Origin of the sequence: Sphingobacterium composti (genome assembly GCF_009829075.1) — a bacterium.
GTDB classification, from domain to species: Bacteria; Bacteroidota; Bacteroidia; order Sphingobacteriales; family Sphingobacteriaceae; genus Sphingobacterium; species Sphingobacterium composti.
Window position 1 is genome coordinate 216,527 of the sequence record NZ_WUQZ01000002.1, and the last position, 17,969, is coordinate 234,495.

Genomic DNA, 17,969 nt, shown 5'->3' on the forward strand with positions numbered 1-17,969 from the left:
ATTTTAACGTTTAATAAAAATATTTTAGTGTTATTAACCGATTAATTATGAGGCATTTTCTCTTAACACTAATCTCCTTTTTGATGATTGGGCAACTAGTTGCACAAAATAAAGGTAAAATTACAGGGCATGTTTTAGACGCTGAAAATAAGCCCTTATCCAAAGCAACTATCTCTATTATTAATACTAAAGATTCCACTGTGTTGTCTTATTCACTTTCGGACGACAAAGGAAAATTTGAATTTATAAAGCTACCAATTCAAACAAAACTAAATTTATTCATTACACATATCAATGCCGAAACGTTTCAAAAAGATTTTGAAATTGACAACGGTCTGGAAATAGATTTTGGTAATATTCTATTGGGTGGAAAATCTATTGATGAGGTGGTTATCATAGCTGCTCCTCCTGTAAGAATGAATAACGATACTTTGGAATATAATGCAGACTATTTTAAAACAAGACCAAACGCCAATGTAGAAGAATTATTAAAAGAATTGCCTGGATTGCAAGTCAACATGGATGGAACAATATATTACCAAGGGAAAGAGGTAAGTCAAGTGAAAGTAAATGGTAAAGATTTTTTCGCAAGTGATTTGCGTATAGCGACGCGTAATCTAGACGCAAGCTTAGTGAAAACAGTGCAAGTATACCGTGATCGTGGTGAATCGAAAAAAACCGTTGAAAATGAAGATAATCTACCAATTACTATTAATTTGAAATTCAAAAAGGAATTATTGAAAACAGATTTTGGAAAAGCGTACGCAAGCGGAGGAACTCGCGATAGGTATGAAGCTGGCGCGTTATTTAATACTTTCAGAGATACCTTACAATTAAGCTTTATAGGTTATGGAAACAACATTAATCGACAAAGTTTCGACTATAATGAACTGAATCAACATGCTGGGTTAGGTAGATCTGAGAATTATGGATTTAATGAGTTTGGAGGACAAAATTATTTTGGACTGGGGAATAATACTGGCTTAGGTTTTAATTTAAACTACGATTGGGGGAAGAAAACCAAGCTCAATGTGATGTATATGTTCAAAAGGAACAACACATATACTGATTATAATTCATTAAGCAATATGCTGCTTAATAATTATGAAGAAACATCATCATATAGTAGTAACGATACTAAAAAAGAGAATCAACACGATATTAACTCCTTATTTAGGCATCGATTTGATACGACGATGTTTGTAGAATTCAAACCAGGGATTACTTTTAGCAATTATTCATCCCATAATACCGGAAATAGTTACACTTTAAATGCTATTGATTCACTAAATCGCAATTCGTCCAATAACAATGTGAATACAAAAAGAATTTCCTATGGACATAATCTATACTTTGAAAAACAACTCAATCCTCAACATCTTTTTACATTTACAAATTCTATAGATTATAATTCGAATACGAATAATAATACCGATGAAAGCCTCACTAGATTATTCAAAGAAAGTGACGAGAATACAAGTATTTGGAACAATTTAATTGAAAATCGATTAGAAAATAATATTTATTTCACTACTAGCTATCAAAATAAAATGATTAAAAAACTGAATTTTGACACCTATTTTACTGCGAGAGGAATTACAAGAAGACCTTTAGAAATACTATATTATAATAGAAACAATGTTGGCGTAATACATGGTAAAGATTTAGAGAATAGCTATAAACTTAGTACACGTGATTATATATCAGGCATAAAATTTTATTATAAACCAATAAAAGATTTAGACATAAATTTTGGTACAGCGTATCAAATCAAATACAATGATTTTGATTTTATCTCAATCAATAGCCAAAGAAATATAAAGAATAGCTATTGGCTTCCAAACATTAATATTAGATACAAAAATATAAACGCTAGCTGGTCCAAAGATGTAAGAGATCCAAATGATAATATTCGTACACAAACGTATAATCTTCATCCTACTTCAACACACTTGCCATCACTTGATTTTGATCCAGAAGTGACCCAAAACATTTCATTAAACTTTAACAAATACAATCAAAAAATTCAATTTGGGTCCCATTGGAATGTGAACTATGTAGATAAATCTGTGGGATATCGCTCTTGGATGGTTCCAAATACAGGACATTATACCACTCAGGCATATCAAAGTGGTTCGACCTATAATTTTAATGGTAGTTTTTATTTTAGATATAATCTCAAAGGTTCTAAGAATTGGCAATATTACATTTCTTCTTCACCTCATGCATATACCTATCAAAATTATAACTCAATAAATAATATAGATAACAAAATAACTCAACTTGGTGCATATTATAATCAAGAAGTTTCTATTACTTGGAAAAACACAATAGCTATTGCTCCCAAATATAAGCTCGATATTCGCAAAAACACGAATACTGTGAGGGACAATCCTGACTTTAGAAATTCTACTTATGTAACACATGAAATTGGCGCTGGGTTAAATATTACTGGAGTAAAACGTTTCAACCTAGAAACAAGTTATTCTTTACAAAATAGAGCAAGTGGGATGAATGAGCGTAATAACTTCCATATTATAAATACTTCATTGTATTACAATCTTAAAAATAATTCACAATTGAAACTTACAGGCTTCGATATCTTAAATCAAAATAATGCAACATATTGGGGAACATTTGGAAATAGAACGCATTTTACTAACAGTATTGTATTAAGACAATATTTTCTGTTAGGCTATATCCACAAATTCAATATTTCTAAAACAAAAGAATAAAGCTAAATTAATTCTAGCTTTATTCTTTTAGATCTTTACTTGTAATGTATCTCGGTGAATTGTCTTAAACATTTCATCTTGGTAATCCAAAAAATATCGATTAGGAAGTAGTTTGACTTTTATTTTTTCTTCCTTCTGTTTTGCGTCCAGAAGATGGAAATAATTGATTCCAGTTTCAGTCTCATATTCGGCAAAAAGTTTTAAATAAACTTTCCTTTTGGTATTTTGAATGGCTGATGGAATAACAATTTCTGTATGTACCGCATCATCTGTATTGTTCTCTGCTATCACCCAATTTCTTCGAAATTGCTGTTGTATACTGTCTTGTAGATTTATTGTATTAATCTTGGCGAGGTAATCGAATTTGCAAAATTTACAATCGAGATGCTCTTCACTACTGATATAATAAACCAAACTTAACATCTTAGTATTATTATCAAAGAGAATCGATACTTGACGAATATCTAATCTTCCTAATTCAAAATCCTTCTGATAATAAAATTGATTTTTATCCACTTCTTTCTTTTCAAAACCATCAATTTTTGGCAAATTCTTTTGATGCAATATTGCCATAAGGTGATAATTCGGCTTATTGTTTGGCACAGCGGAAAATAGCATATTCGCACCATTCCTTTTCAAACCAATTTTCTTTAACACTTCCTTATCCATGGGATAAAAATCATCAAGTCGAACCCCAGTTTCACCTCCTCGATACGGATAAAAGTTCATATATGTCCACACATTCATCTTCAATGCAGGATTAAAATATTCATCTACATCATCCACGAATACACTATCCTTTGCAAACTTGTAAGAAGAGCACGATAATAATATGGCTAATATTAAATAAGCTGAAGTAAAACATAAAGCCTGTTTTATCATTATTTGTTATGATTTAATAAACCCTAATGGTTTTAAATTTTTAACTTCAATCGTACCTACTCCTTCTGCATATTTTAGATTTATTGTCATACTAAATGCAAATTTTGTTTTTTTTCCATTGAGAATTGCAGGATGCCAAGTACCATTCTTTTTTATCAAAGATTCTAATTGTTGACCAATATTTTTATGGGTTTCTTTGCGAATTGTAATGTTAATAGGATTACCTTCTGTATCGATTTCAAATTCTACCTCAACATTACCAGAAGTCTTTTTTGCAAATAATTCTTTAGGATACTCATAATGCGTTGCTAAAAATTCCCTAAATTTAGGCACGCCTCCACTAGGTTCAGCAATAATTTCTACTCTAGTATTTTCTTGACTACCTTTTCCACCTTTTGATAAATCAATACGTATAGGTAAAACATATGCTACACGTACTGGTTTACCATTTTGAATACCAGGAGACCATTTCGGTGATGTTTTCAACACATTAACTGCCGATTCTCCAGTTCCATGACCTAAATCCCTTACTGCTTTGATATCGCTGAGCAAACCGTCCTTTTCAACAACAAAGGTAATTTGGACTGTACCTTTTACTTCGGCATCAATTGCAGCTTTGGGATATTGATAATTATCTCCAATCCATTTGCGATAAGCATTCATTCCCCCTGGCGGCTCTGGCTGAATTTCTACTTGAGAAAAGATTTCATTACCTTCATTTATTTTTGTAATTTTTCCTCCCCTTTTACCTTCAAGTGTATCTTGTGAACTTCCTGAATTATCATTCATACCCGTCAAATCTAACCTTATCGGCAAGTTGAATTCGTAGCGCACTTTACGTCCATTTTGGATTGCAGGAGACCATTTGGGTGATCTTTTCAACACATCAATAGCACGCCGTCCAGTATTGTATGAAAGATCTCTCGTTACTTTTAGATTGGATAAACTACCATCTTTTTCAACAATAAACGATGTAAGAATACTTCCTTTCACACCAGCATCAATTGCTTCTTGTGGGAATTCATAATTATTCCCAATCCATTTAAGAAATTCTTTCATACCACCTGGAGGTTCTGGTAATATTTCCGTAACTGTAAAAAGTTCATCCCCCCCTTCCTTTATCGTATCATTAGTCACATTGTTAGTAACTACTCTAATCGATTCTAATTGTGTCGGCTGTATTAAAGTAGGATTTTCATTATTATAATCTAATGGTATCTGTGTATTTTCCATTCTTGACTCCACCTTCGCTATTACACTCTTTGCTCTTGACGTGTTAAATACTACAGTTGACAATCCAACAACCAATACGGCTGGAATTATCCCCAAATACAAAAATCGTTTATTCTTTGATGATTTATTTTTAAATAACATCATGATTCTTTTCTTTAAAAATGATTGATTGGAAAACTCATTCACCAGTACATTTTTTGGTACTTGGAGCGCATGAGCTACTAATAACTCGGCATAAGCTACTTTATCGTCCGAACTCAATTCATCCGCTATACATTCATGTTGGAATTTGATTTCCTTACTCATATGGTACACCAGAGGATTGAACCAATTCAATACCTTGAACACCTCCATAAATAGTACATCATAGCTGTGCCCTTGTTCAATATGAATTTGCTCATGGCGCTCGATGCTTTGATAGGATTTGACTTCTCTTCCTAAATACATTTTGTTGAAAAAGGAGAAACCTAAAAATGGAGCATCGCTTATAAACATTTTTTGCACATGCCACAATCGCCAAAGCATTATGGAAATACTTCCAAGCAAACCAACGATATAAATCCATTTTAACACATCCATCAGATACAATGAAGAACGTTGCTGCGCATAGAACACAATAGGAATATCTATATAATCGTGTACATTGACCATAGGAATAATAATATCATCCTCAAAAAATGAAGACAAGTCAATAAATAATCCTATCGGAATGAGTAAAGCAAAAAAGGTCGTAATAAGAAGATAAACTCTGTTCAAATGGAAAAAAGTTAATTTCCGAAAGCTGAAATAGTATAAGCTATAACTTATGATGACAGCTATATTGACCAATAGCAGATAAATTATCATAACGAAAGTTTATAAGTAGTTTATAATTTTATTTATGCTTATTGATAAGGCTCAAAATATCGTCCAAATCTTTGACATCCAATTTGTTTTCTTCCAAAAAGAAAGAAAGCATCTGTTTGGGTGAATTTTCAAAGTATCCGCTTAGCAATTTATCAGCAACCACCTTTTTGTAGTCTTCTTTACTAATCGTTGGAATATATTTATGACTCTTACCGTAAGCCTCGTGATTCACAAAACCCTTGGTTTCAAGAATACGAATTATCGTAGAAACAGTATTGTATGCAGGCTTTGGCTCGGGCAAACGGTCGATAACTTCTTTTACGAAGCCCTCGCCCATCTCCCACAATTCATGCATGATTTGCTCTTCCGCCTTTGTCAATTCTTTGATTTCGTCCATTACTCTGTTTATTAAAAATAAAATGGCACGTCTGCCTATAATCGATTACTAAAACAAACGTATAACTAATTTTTTAGTTATACAACTATTTTTTTAGTTTTCGAAAAAATAAGGATTTATTAGCCCTCTGAATAATAAAACCTTAAGCGTATTTGTAACAAAGAATACGTCAATCCAAACGCCATCGACGATTGGATTTCTTCTCCGCGTGTTTAGTTTTGCGGTCAAGGCGCGCTAATATTTTCGAACGAGGAATTTTTGTAGGAATACGCTTTTTATCAGTTTTTAATGATTGTTCAATGAGCTGCACCAACTTTTCTAAAGCAATCTCTTTATTAGCTAATTGACTTCGGCTTTCTGATGAATCAATTTGAATCAAGCCTTCGGCTTGCACTCTATTAGACAGTTTAATTCTAATAATAGATTTTTGATTTTCATTTATTAACGTTGAATTTTCAAAATCCCAAAGCAAAGAAACTTTCGTCTCTACTTTGTTTACATTTTGCCCGCCAGCTCCAGAAGAACGGGAAGTTTTATATTTTATTTCTCTTTTAAGTTCTTCAGGGTTAACTATCATCACATAAAGATTACGTTTTTATTGCAAAACGTATGTAAAACCTTACTTACATTTGTTTTGTTATAAAATTATAAATATTTCTTCATGAAAATAGGTATTGTTTGTTATCCCACATTTGGCGGATCTGGCGTCGTGGCGACAGAATTAGGTAAAGGTCTAGCTTCAAAAGGACATGAAGTGCATTTTATCACGTACAACAAGCCTGCACGGTTAGATTTCTTTTTAGAAAATCTATATTACCATGAAGTTTCTATATCGCAATATCCCTTATTTGATTTTCCACCTTACGAGTCTGCTTTAGCTAGCAAATTAGTAGATGTCGTTCGTTTTGAAAAATTGGATGTTTTACACGTGCATTATGCGATACCGCATGCTTCAGCAGCTTATCTAGCTAAGCAAATCCTAAAAACCTACGGAATTAATATCCCTGTCGTAACTACATTGCACGGAACAGATATTACATTAGTCGGAAAAGATAAAACATTCAAACCAGTCGTTACATTCTCTATCAATGAATCAGACGGTGTAACGACAGTATCGGAAAACCTAAAAAGTCAAACACTTGAATCTTTTGAAATTACAAGAGACATACAAGTAATACCCAACTTTATCGATCTTACCCGATTCGTTAACAAAAATCGTGAACATTTTAAGAAGGCTATTGCGCCAGGAAATGAACGTATATTAGTACATACATCCAACTTTCGTAAGGTAAAGAACACACAAGATGTAGTTCGAATTTTCCATAAAGTATCGCAAGTCATCCCGAGTAAACTATTAATGGTTGGCGATGGTCCCGAACGTAGTAATGCTGAAGAACTATCCCGCCAATTGGGTATTTCCAATTCTGTTCGTTTCTTAGGAAAGCAAGACGCAGTTGAAGAGATTTTATCAGTTTCTGATTTATTCTTGATGCCTTCTTCATCCGAAAGTTTTGGATTAGCAGCTTTGGAGGCTATGGCATGTCGTGTTCCCGTGATTTCTTCTAATATTGGTGGTTTGCCGGAGTTGAATGTACAAGGCATTACAGGTTTTCTAAGTGACGTAGGTGATATCGAAGATATGTCCAATAATGCTATATATATACTAGAAGATTGTGACAGACTTGAAGTGTTTAAGCAGGCAGCTTATGAGCATGCTACAAAATTTGAAATAAGTCAAATTTTGCCGCTTTATGAAGAATATTATCAGAAGGCAATATCGAATTCAAAAAAATAAAACAAAAACATTGTCTATCTTAGATAGCAGGAAAAAAGTTATATCTTTGTCTTTTGGAAATCTTCCAAAGAAAAAACTATATGAAATATAAACGTATCCTACTAAAACTTAGCGGCGAAGCCCTTATGGGTGAGCAAAATTATGGTATCGACATCAATCGCGTAGCTCAATATGCAAACGATATCAAAGAAATTCATTCACAAGGCTTAGAAATTGCAATTGTCATCGGAGGTGGAAATATCTACCGCGGCTTGAGTGCAGAAAAAGCTGGAATGGACAGAGTACAAGCAGATTATATGGGCATGTTGGCCACAGTAATCAACAGCATGGCTTTGCAAGATGCTTTAGAAAAAGTAGGATTGAAAACTAGATTGCTTACGGCAATCAAAATGGAACAGATTTGCGAACCATTTATCCGTCGTAGAGCAGTAAGACATTTAGAAAAAGGAAGAATTGTAATTTTCGGTGCTGGAACAGGTAACCCATATTTCACGACAGATACAGCAGCATCATTACGTGCTATTGAAATTAATGCAGATGCTGTATTGAAAGGAACTCGTGTGGATGGAATCTATACTGCTGATCCTGAGAAAGATCCTACAGCAACAAAATTTGAGCACATTTCATTCAACGAAGTGTATCAAAAAGGTCTTAATGTAATGGATATGACGGCATTCACTTTATGTCAAGAAAACAATCTTCCAATCATTGTATTCGATATGAACAAACCAGGTAATTTGAAAAAATTAGCTGATGGCGAACATATTGGTACAGTAGTAAGTTAAGTATAAAATATTAAAACATATGAACGAACTGATTTCTATTGAATTGGACGACTGCAAAGAAAAAATGAATAAAGCAGTTGCTCATACCGAGTCAGAACTAACAAAAATCCGTGCTGGTAAAGCTTCTCCAAGTATGTTGGATGGCATCCATGTAGATTATTATGGTTCTGCAACGCCACTTTCTCAAGTAGCTAACGTGAATACAACAGATGCACGTACTATCGTTATTCAACCATGGGAAAAAAATATGTTAGGTACAATTGAAAAAGCAATTATAGATTCTAACATTGGTTTGAACCCACAAAATGATGGTGTAGTTATTCGTTTGGTAGTTCCTCCTCTTACAGAAGAAAGAAGACGTGATTTAGTTAAAAAAGCGAAAGAAGAAACTGAAAAAGGTCGTGTGGCTGTACGTAATATTCGTAAAGATGCAAACGAGTCTATCAAGAAATTGAAAAATGACGGTGCTTCTGAAGATGAGATTAAAGTAGGTGAAGCAGAAGTTCAGAAATTAACGGACACGTATATCGCTAAAGTTGACCAATTAGCTGAATTGAAAGAAAAAGATATTATGACTGTTTAAGTAATAATATTTTCTAGAAACAAAGGGTTTCCATATATCATGGAAACCCTTTGTTTTACAATGATATTTATTATATTTATGATTCTGAAATACATTTAATTGAGTAGACAAAATTGTATTTCACAGCGTACTTTATACCAAAAACCTTATTCTAAACAATTTGTTATTAAGTAGAACTCATCAATACAACCATATAAACATGGAAAATTCAAGAAGAAATTTTTTAAAACAAGTAAGCATTGGAGCTTTTAGCGCCTACTTTGGCTCTTCTCTACTCTCTGCATGTACCACTATCAATCAGTCAGCAGCTGTTAAAGGCCCAATACATAATATTGGTTTACAAATCTATTCGTTAAGAGATTTACTAACTCAAGATCCGAAGCTTACACTAGAAACTGTTGCAAAAATAGGGTATACACATATCGAAACTTTTGGAGTTGATGTGGTTAATAATTCTTTTTGGGGATTAAAAGTTCCAGATTTGAAGAAAATATTGAGTGATAATGGCATGTCAACTTTTAGTGGTCATTATGACTTAAGCAAATATTTGGATCGCAATAATAATGATAAAGAAAGTGTTGAAAAATACATTGAAATCGCTGCAGAGTTAGGTCAGAAATACGTGATTGCGCCAGTTAATCCGATGCACGATTTGAATAATTTGAAAGTAGAAGATTATCAATATGCTGCTGAACAATTGAACAAGGCAGGCGAAATAGCAAAAAAAGCCGGCCTCAAAATTGGCTATCATAACCATTTTTGGGAGTTCCGTGAGTTTGCAAATAACACTAGAGGTTTGGATATCATGTTAGCTTTTACAGAAAAAGATTTAGTTGCTTTTGAGTTGGATCTTTATTGGATTGAAAAGGCCGGTTTAAACCCATTAACATACTTTGATAAATATCCTGGAAGATTTGAGATGTGGCATGTCAAAGATATGGATAAGCAGTTTACAAAAACTGTCGTGGGCGAAGATTATGATCAAGCGCCTTTAGATTCTATATTCAAAGAAGTAAAATATACTGAAGTTGGATCTGGTAACATTGCTTTTGCAAATATCGTAAAAGCCGCTGACAAATCAGGATTAGTGCATGCTTATATTGAACAAGATGATATTTATCTTCCGAATAAATTCGAAAGTGTTAAGAAAAGCTACGACTACGTTCAGAAGTTTCTAGCTAAATAAAAAATGGGACTTCGGTCCCATTTTTTTATTTAAAATTTCATACTTTCGACATCCGAGGCCGTCACTTCGACTGCTTCTTTTAATCCTTTTTTGAAAGCTAATAGATTGTCAGCAACTTGAGTATCATTTGTTCCGATAATTTGTGCGGCTAATATGCCTGCATTTTTTGCAGCATTCAGCGCTACAGTCGCAACAGGAATACCATTTGGCATTTGTAAGATTGACAAAACTGAATCCCAGCCATCGATAGAATTCGATGATTTCACAGGAACACCAATTACTGGTAAGTGTGTAATCGAAGCTACCATACCAGGTAAATGTGCAGCACCTCCTGCCCCAGCGATAATCACTTTCAATCCACGTTCAGCAGCATTTTCAGCATACTCAAACATGCGGTGAGGTGTACGGTGAGCGGATACGATAGTTACTTCAAAACCAACACCTAATTCTTTTAAAACATTGACAGCATCTTGCATCACAGGAAGATCTGATTTACTTCCCATAATAATGCCTACCTGAACTGCTTGTGAACTCATAAATTTATTATGCAATAACTTTTAATATTTCTTGTACTTTACGTGCATTGCTAATCGCCAACTCTCTATCATCATTTACAATACACACATGTCCCATTTTGCGGAATGGCTTAGTATATTTTTTACCATAAAGATGTATATATACTCCATCCATAGCCAATACTTCTTCTACACCTTCGTATTTTGCTAATCCTTCGTAGCCTGCTTCACCCAATAGATTAATCATCACCGCATTGGTACGTGCAGCTGTATCACCTAATGGTAGGTTAAAAATAGCGCGCATATGTTGCGCAAATTGTGATGTGAAATTACCTTCGATAGTTTGGTGCCCAGAGTTATGTGGACGAGGTGCCAATTCATTCACTAATATCTGACCATCTTTAGTCAAGAACATTTCGACTGCCAAAAGACCTACTATCTGCAAATCATTAGCAATCTTCTTCGCTAATTCTTCTGCCTTTTGCTGGATTTCGAAGCTATATGTCGATGGCGAAATCAAGAATTCTACCAAATTAGCCTCTGGATTGAATTCCATTTCGACCATAGGGAATGTCTTGACCTCTCCTTTATGATTACGCGCTACGATAACTGCGATTTCTTTTTCAAAATCAACAATCTCTTCGATTATTGATGGTTCTGTAAAAGCATTCGATAAATCATCCTCAGTTCGAATAATTTTTACCCCCTTACCATCGTAACCATCTTTACGTAATTTTTGGACATACGGAATAGATAAATTTGCTGTCTTCAAGGAATCAATATTGGAGATAAATTGAAACGCTGAAGTAGGGATATCATTTTGCTTGAAGAATTGCTTTTGCAAACCTTTATCTTGAATCAATCGAATCACACGAGACTGCGGATATACGATAACACCTTCTTCTTCCAAAGCTTCAAGTGCATCCACATTTACTTTCTCGATTTCGATCGTGATCATGTCTAGATTTTTACCAAAATTGTACACTGTATCATAATCACCTAATGAGCCACATTCGAAATGATTACATAGTTTACGACACGGCGCGTTTTTGTCCGGATCCAACACATGTACATTCACGTTGTAATTGATAGCTTCTTGGATTAACATACGGCCTAACTGACCACCACCAAGAATACCTAACTGCAACTCACCATAAAAATCTTTTGCCATATTATATTTTAAGTATTAAACTGTCTCTTCAAAATATTTATCTTGAAAGATCTGTTCGCTTTCTATTTTCTTTTGTAATTCTAAAAATGCACCTATCAAAGCTTCTGGACGCGGTGGACAACCTTGCACATATACATCCACCGGAATAATTTTGTCCACTCCTTTTACCACATGGTAACCATGTTGCCAATATGGGCCACCACAGTTCGAACAAGACCCCATCGAAATCACATAGCGTGGTTCGGGCATCTGTTCGTATAATCTTTTGATACGATCGGCCATTTTAAAGGTCACTGTACCTGCGATAATCATCACATCAGATTGTCTAGGCGAAGGACGTGGAAATACCCCAAAACGATCCAAATCATAAGTCGATGCCATAGCGCCCATCATCTCGATAGCACAGCAGGCAATACCAAAACTCATAGGCCACATCGATGATAATCGAGCCCAATTCAACAAGTCATCTATCTTAGCGACGACGACACCATCTGATTTAAGTTGTTGCTCAAGATTTGTCATACGTTTGGTTTTTTAAATCTAGGTTTGAAGCCCATAGATGCTTTAGGTTGACCGACTTCTTCCTTCTTTCCCTCGATTACTTCGACAGCTTTGTAATCCTTTACAGCATATTGCTTTGCATTCAATGCTTCATAAGCACTAGCCGGAATACCCGTATCAATGCTAGGAATAATATGCTTAGGTTTTATCCAATTCAAATCACCGCGTACCCAAACATACACTAATCCCAGAATCAATATTCCTAAAAAGATGGCCATTTCTACCATGGTAAACCATCCCCAACGTGCATCTGCAGCAATTAATTCAGATTGACCAAAGACCGTAGCCCATGGAAACACGAAAATCAATTCCACATCGAAAAGAAGGAAAACTAAAGCGATAACGTAAAATCGAGGATTGAACTGTACCCAAGAACTGCCTGTGGTTTCTTCACCACATTCGTAGGTACTTAACTTGATAGGATTAGGTTTATTTGGTGCCAATAACTTAGCCATAAACATCGTCACACAAACCAAAATAATCCCAACTACTCCTATAAGTAGAATAGAACCGTATTCAGATAACTGTGTGGGGTGATCATCCATAGCGCAAAATTAACAATTAATTCTATACCCTTAAAATTAAGCAACAAAAATCATTTATAAAAACAAAACCAAGTCATAAATAGACTTGGTTTTGCTAATATTTTGGATTAGAGATCTGAATTAAAAAGGTTTTCCAGGCATTTTAGGCATATTGCGCATCATCTTGGCAGCCATAGCTGGATTTGACATTTGCTTCATCACCTTACGCATATCCATGAATTGTTTAATCAATTTATTCACTTCATCAATATTTGTACCTGAACCCTTAGCGATACGATTTCTTCTACGTTGGTCGATTGCATCTGGATTTTCACGCTCAAATGGCGTCATAGAATCGATAATCGCCTCGATTGGTTTGAAAGCATCGTCCTCGATTTCTACATCTTTCAACGCTTTACCAGCTCCTGGAATCATACCAATCAAATCTTTCATGTTACCCATTTTCTTGATTTGTTGGATTTGAGAACGGAAGTCGTTGAAGTCAAATTTATTTTTACGAATTTTCTTTTGAAGTTCTGCCGCTTGTTTCTCATCAAATTGTTGCTGAGCACGCTCCACTAAGGAAACCACGTCACCCATACCCAAGATACGAGAAGCCATACGATCTGGATAGAACACATCCAATGCTTCCATTTTCTCACCTGTACCAATAAACTTGATAGGTTTATTCACGACAGATTTGATAGATAAGGCAGCACCACCACGTGTATCACCATCCAATTTCGTCAACACCACACCCGTGAAATCCAAACGGTCGTTGAATGCCTTAGCCGTATTCACAGCATCTTGACCAGTCATTGAATCCACTACGAAAAGAATTTCGTTAGGTTGTGTAGCCTCTTTAACAGCTGTTATTTCATTCATCAACGCTTCGTCAATCGCTAGACGACCTGCAGTATCGATGATGATTACATTATTACCATTTTTTTTACCTTCTTCGATCCCTGCTTTAGCAATAGCAATAGGGTCGGTAGAATTACGGTCTGTATATACAGGAACGCCTACTTGACCACCTAATACTTCCAATTGGTCAATAGCCGCAGGACGATAAACGTCTCCCGCAACCAATAATGGCTTTTTACCTTTAGTTGCTTTTAGATAGTTAGCCAATTTTCCAGTGAAAGTAGTTTTACCCGCACCATTCAAACCAGCGATTAAGATCACAGTAGGATTTTTGGATAAATCAAGATCTGTTACTGTACCACCCATTAAAGCTGTCAACTCATCATTCATGATTTTTGTCAACAATTGACCTGGAGAAATACTAGTCAATACATTTTCACCAAGCGCTTTTTGTTTTACTTCATCAGTAAAGCTTTTGGCAGTTTTATAATTCACATCGGCATCCAATAAAGCCTTGCGAATTTCCTTCATCGTCTCAGCGACGTTGATTTCTGTAATATTTCCTTGTCCTTTTAATACCTTAAAGGCTCTGTCTAATTTATCCTGAAGATTTGAAAACATAGTTAATCTTTTGAAATTCTTATGCTAAGCAACAAAGTTACAAAATTGCTTCGAAAGGATATTCATGCAAAACACAAATCACCAAAAAAGGGATAAAATATTTATCCCTTTCTATTATTTATTTACAAAATGTATTAATCTCTACGACCTAGCAATATACTTGCATAGTATAATAAAGTAACTAAGGCTGATAATGCTGCAATTACATACGTCATCGCTGCCCATTTCAACGCATCTTTCGCGCCATCATGTTCTTCTACGTTATGTGTGATATTTGCTGTGTTCAACCAAGCTAATGCTCTTTTAGATGCATCAAACTCAACAGGGAGAGTTACAAAACTAAATGCTGTATTGACCGCTAATGCCGCAACACCTATCTGTAGCAACAAATAATTCTCAGCAGAAAAAGCCAAAATAACCCCAATCATTAATGTAAAGGATGTAATTTTTGAAGCAATATTCACCATTGGAACCATTGACGAACGGAATTGCAACCACGAATAGGCTGTAGCATGTTGGATTGCGTGACCACATTCGTGCGCAGATACCGCAGCAGCAGCGACACTACGTCCGTGATACACTTCTGGACTTAAATTTACGGTACGATCTGCTGGATTGTAATGATCTGTCAATTGACCTTCTACCGAAATAATCTTTACGTCGTATATATTACTATCGTGAAGCATTTTTTGTGCAATCTCTGCACCCGAAAGACCCGAAGACAGGGGCATTTCTGAATACTTCTTAAACTTATTCTTAAATCTTGTTTGGACAATCATACTAATGATTCCAATACCTATTAATAAAACCCAAATTCCCATATCTTTTTCTATAATATTAGTGTTTCTATTTATTTACTTACCTCTATCAAATGCAATTCCAAAGCTAGCAAACAGCATATATGCATGTCATATTGACAAAAATCAATCTCAAATATAAAAAATTCAGTCAAAAATTCCACAAAATTAAAAGGCTTCTCTACATTAAATAAAGAAACCTTTTATATAACGAAAGTCAAACTTATCTCTATGTGAACTGAAAAGTAAGATTGTGCTCTTCGATCAATCTGCGCAAATTGCTTAATGCATATCGCATTCTACCTAATGCTGTATTGATACTTACTTCTGTCACCTCTGCTATGTCTTTGAAGCTCATATCACAAAAATGACGCATTATAAGCACTTCCTTTTGGTCATCTGGTAATAATTGAATTAATTTTTTCAAATCTACATCAATCTGATTTCTCACCATTTTACGCTCTGCATCATCATCCGCAAAATCCATTACCTCGAAAATATCATACCCATCACCAGTCACAACTGTAGGACTACGCTTTTCTTTACGGAAATAATCTATAACCATATTATAAGCAATACGAACTACCCAAGGCAAAAACTTTCCTTCTTCGTTATATCCACCAGATTTAATTGTATTGATTACCTTGATGAAGGTCTCTTGAAAAATATCTTCAGCGACAAATTCATCTTTTACACGCATATATATGGAGGTATATATCTTACTCTTATATCGATCTATCAACATCTTTAGCCCATTCTCGTCACCACTTGCGTACAGATGAATAAGTTGTTGATCGGTCATGTTATTTAAATTCTTCATAACAATTTCCTATTTAAGTTACAGCAAAAATTAAATTTAGAGTAAGCGTGTTTCGATAGGCGTTTATTTAATTTATCTTATGTAATTATTTATTAAAACTTATTTACCAATGGTATAAAATTACTGCAAATCCTACACAAATTCAAAGAGGTTAATATAGATTTAACATTTATTCACAACCAAGTTTTTGTATAATGAGAACAACAAAAAAAGCACCAAAGTTGACTTTGGCGCTTCAAAAAATTATTTAATTACAATATTCTTAATTATATAAAGGAAACTTAGCCATTAATTCTTTCACTTTATCGTGAATAGAATTTAACTGCGCGTCGTTACTACGATTTTGTAATGCTTCGTCGATTAATTCACCGATTTGAACCATTTCCCCTTCTTTGACACCACGAGTTGTAATCGCAGCTGTACCAAAACGAACACCTGATGTTACAAATGGTGAACGTGTATCAAAAGGAACCATATTTTTATTAGTAGTTATACCTGCTTTTCCTAATACCGCCTCTGCTTCTTTACCAGAAATATCTTTATTACGCAAGTCAACTAACATCAAGTGATTATCTGTACCACCCGAAATGATTTTGTAATCACGGTCAATAAAGAATTTCGCTAAAGTCTGCGCGTTAGCTTGTACTTGTTTAGCATATTCTAAGTATTCATCAGTCAACGCTTCCCCATAAGCAATCGCTTTTGCTGCAATTGTATGTTCCAATGGACCACCTTGTGTACCTGGGAATACGGCTAAATCTAACAATTGTGTCATAGTACGGATTTCACCTTTAGGTGTTTTAATACCCCAAGGGTTTTCAAAATCTTTACCTACCATGATCATACCACCACGAGGACCACGTAAAGTTTTGTGGGTAGTTGTAGTCACAATATGACAATGAGGAAGAGGATCAGACAACAATCCTTTAGCAATAAGACCTGCTGGATGAGAAATATCAGCCATTACTAATGCACCTATTTCGTCTGCCACTTTACGAATACGTGCGTAGTCCCAATCACGAGAATACGCAGAAGCACCACAAATAATCATTTTTGGTTTTTCGCGTAATGCAGTTTCTTCTAGAGATTCGTAGTCGATAAGACCAGTATCCTCTTTTACACCGTAGAATAATGGTTGGTAAATTTTACCAGACAAGTTTGCTGGAGAACCGTGAGTCAAGTGACCACCATGAGATAAATCAAGACCTAAAATCTTATCACCTGGTTTGATTGTAGCTAAAAATACAGCTGCATTCGCCTGAGCACCTGAGTGAGGCTGTACGTTCACCCATTCCGCACCAAATAATTGTTTTGCTCTATCGATAGCGATAGTTTCAATTTCGTCAACTACTTCACAACCGCCATAGTAGCGTTTTCCCGGAAGTCCTTCTGCATATTTGTTTGTTAACACAGAACCTGCAGCTTCCATTACTTGTTTACTTACAAAGTTTTCCGAAGCAATTAATTCGATACCTTCTTCTTGGCGTTTTAGCTCGTCAGCGATTAGATTAAAGATGGCTTGATCTCTTTCCATTTTACTTATATTATTGTGGATATGCGTAATATTTTATTTTGACGCAAATATACGATTATCTTATCTTTTTGATGAATTCTTTAACACTTCTTTTTAAAATGGAAGTAGAGTCAAAAAAAT

Annotated in this window: 17 protein-coding genes; 5 read left to right on the forward strand and 12 right to left on the reverse strand. The window is 34.8% G+C overall.

The features are described 5' to 3' along the window. Positions 1-47: 47 nt before the first annotated feature. A complete protein-coding gene (locus GOQ17_RS02340) occupies positions 48-2,735 on the forward strand; it encodes a peptidase associated/transthyretin-like domain-containing protein (protein ID WP_236537024.1) in 2,688 nt (895 codons plus the stop codon). A 27-nt stretch (positions 2,736-2,762) separates the two neighbouring features. On the opposite strand, the gene GOQ17_RS02345 is transcribed toward GOQ17_RS02340, so the two are convergent. The 4 genes from GOQ17_RS02345 to arfB form a co-directional block, all read right to left on the reverse strand. Beyond that, positions 2,763-3,617: a hypothetical protein gene (locus GOQ17_RS02345; protein ID WP_159634216.1), complete on the reverse strand. Its 855-nt coding sequence runs from the start codon at positions 3,615-3,617 to the stop codon at positions 2,763-2,765. Between the two features lie 6 nt (positions 3,618-3,623). Next, on the reverse strand, positions 3,624-5,606 hold the full coding sequence (locus GOQ17_RS02350) for an energy transducer TonB (protein WP_159634218.1): 1,983 nt from the start codon (positions 5,604-5,606) through the stop codon (positions 3,624-3,626). A 118-nt stretch (positions 5,607-5,724) separates the two neighbouring features. After that, positions 5,725-6,093 carry a BlaI/MecI/CopY family transcriptional regulator gene (locus tag GOQ17_RS02355; protein WP_159634221.1) on the reverse strand — a complete coding sequence of 123 codons (369 nt, stop codon included), beginning with the start codon at positions 6,091-6,093 and terminating at the stop codon, positions 5,725-5,727. 169 nt (positions 6,094-6,262) lie between these two features. Next, positions 6,263-6,670, reverse strand: a complete 408-nt coding sequence (arfB, locus tag GOQ17_RS02360) for an alternative ribosome rescue aminoacyl-tRNA hydrolase ArfB (protein ID WP_159634223.1) — start codon at positions 6,668-6,670, stop codon at positions 6,263-6,265. An 84-nt stretch (positions 6,671-6,754) separates the two neighbouring features. Between arfB and bshA the strand changes: the two genes are divergently transcribed. The 4 genes from bshA (at position 6,755) to GOQ17_RS02380 (ending at position 10,442) form a co-directional block, all read left to right on the forward strand. Further along, positions 6,755-7,888, forward strand: a complete 1,134-nt coding sequence (gene bshA / locus GOQ17_RS02365; protein WP_159634226.1) for an N-acetyl-alpha-D-glucosaminyl L-malate synthase BshA — start codon at positions 6,755-6,757, stop codon at positions 7,886-7,888. Between the two features lie 80 nt (positions 7,889-7,968). Beyond that, positions 7,969-8,673, forward strand: coding sequence for a UMP kinase (gene pyrH, locus GOQ17_RS02370; RefSeq protein ID WP_159634229.1), 705 nt, complete (start codon positions 7,969-7,971; stop codon positions 8,671-8,673). Positions 8,674-8,692: 19 nt separating this feature from the next. Continuing rightward, complete coding sequence (frr, locus tag GOQ17_RS02375; RefSeq protein ID WP_159634232.1) at positions 8,693-9,256, forward strand: ribosome recycling factor; 564 nt, start codon at positions 8,693-8,695, stop codon at positions 9,254-9,256. A 199-nt stretch (positions 9,257-9,455) separates the two neighbouring features. Next, positions 9,456-10,442, forward strand: a complete 987-nt coding sequence (locus tag GOQ17_RS02380; protein WP_159634235.1) for a sugar phosphate isomerase/epimerase family protein — start codon at positions 9,456-9,458, stop codon at positions 10,440-10,442. A gap of 29 nt (positions 10,443-10,471) precedes the next feature. On the opposite strand, the gene purE is transcribed toward GOQ17_RS02380, so the two are convergent. From purE to glyA, 8 genes are all read right to left on the reverse strand, one after another. Continuing rightward, a complete protein-coding gene (gene purE, locus GOQ17_RS02385) occupies positions 10,472-10,978 on the reverse strand; it encodes a 5-(carboxyamino)imidazole ribonucleotide mutase (RefSeq protein WP_159634238.1) in 507 nt (168 codons plus the stop codon). Positions 10,979-10,985: 7 nt separating this feature from the next. Beyond that, a complete protein-coding gene (locus tag GOQ17_RS02390; protein WP_159634241.1) occupies positions 10,986-12,128 on the reverse strand; it encodes a 5-(carboxyamino)imidazole ribonucleotide synthase in 1,143 nt (380 codons plus the stop codon). Between the two features lie 15 nt (positions 12,129-12,143). Then, on the reverse strand, positions 12,144-12,650 hold the full coding sequence (locus tag GOQ17_RS02395; RefSeq protein WP_159634244.1) for an NADH-quinone oxidoreductase subunit B: 507 nt from the start codon (positions 12,648-12,650) through the stop codon (positions 12,144-12,146). Continuing rightward, positions 12,647-13,234, reverse strand: coding sequence for an NADH-quinone oxidoreductase subunit A (locus GOQ17_RS02400; RefSeq protein ID WP_159634247.1), 588 nt, complete (start codon positions 13,232-13,234; stop codon positions 12,647-12,649). The genes GOQ17_RS02395 and GOQ17_RS02400 overlap by 4 nt, the downstream gene beginning before the upstream one ends. Positions 13,235-13,354: 120 nt before the next feature. Then, entirely contained in the window at positions 13,355-14,698 is a 1,344-nt protein-coding gene (gene ffh / locus GOQ17_RS02405; protein ID WP_159634250.1) for a signal recognition particle protein, read from the reverse strand. Positions 14,699-14,832: 134 nt separating this feature from the next. Further along, positions 14,833-15,519 (reverse strand): zinc metallopeptidase, encoded by a 687-nt coding sequence (locus tag GOQ17_RS02410; protein ID WP_159634253.1) that lies wholly within the window; start codon positions 15,517-15,519, stop codon positions 14,833-14,835. A gap of 205 nt (positions 15,520-15,724) precedes the next feature. Beyond that, the gene (locus GOQ17_RS02415) at positions 15,725-16,315 is read right to left on the reverse strand and encodes an RNA polymerase sigma factor (RefSeq protein WP_159634256.1); all 591 of its coding nucleotides are present in this window, start codon (positions 16,313-16,315) and stop codon (positions 15,725-15,727) included. A 262-nt stretch (positions 16,316-16,577) separates the two neighbouring features. Continuing rightward, the gene (gene glyA, locus GOQ17_RS02420; protein ID WP_159634259.1) at positions 16,578-17,849 is read right to left on the reverse strand and encodes a serine hydroxymethyltransferase; all 1,272 of its coding nucleotides are present in this window, start codon (positions 17,847-17,849) and stop codon (positions 16,578-16,580) included. Between the last annotated feature and the right edge of the window lie 120 nt (positions 17,850-17,969).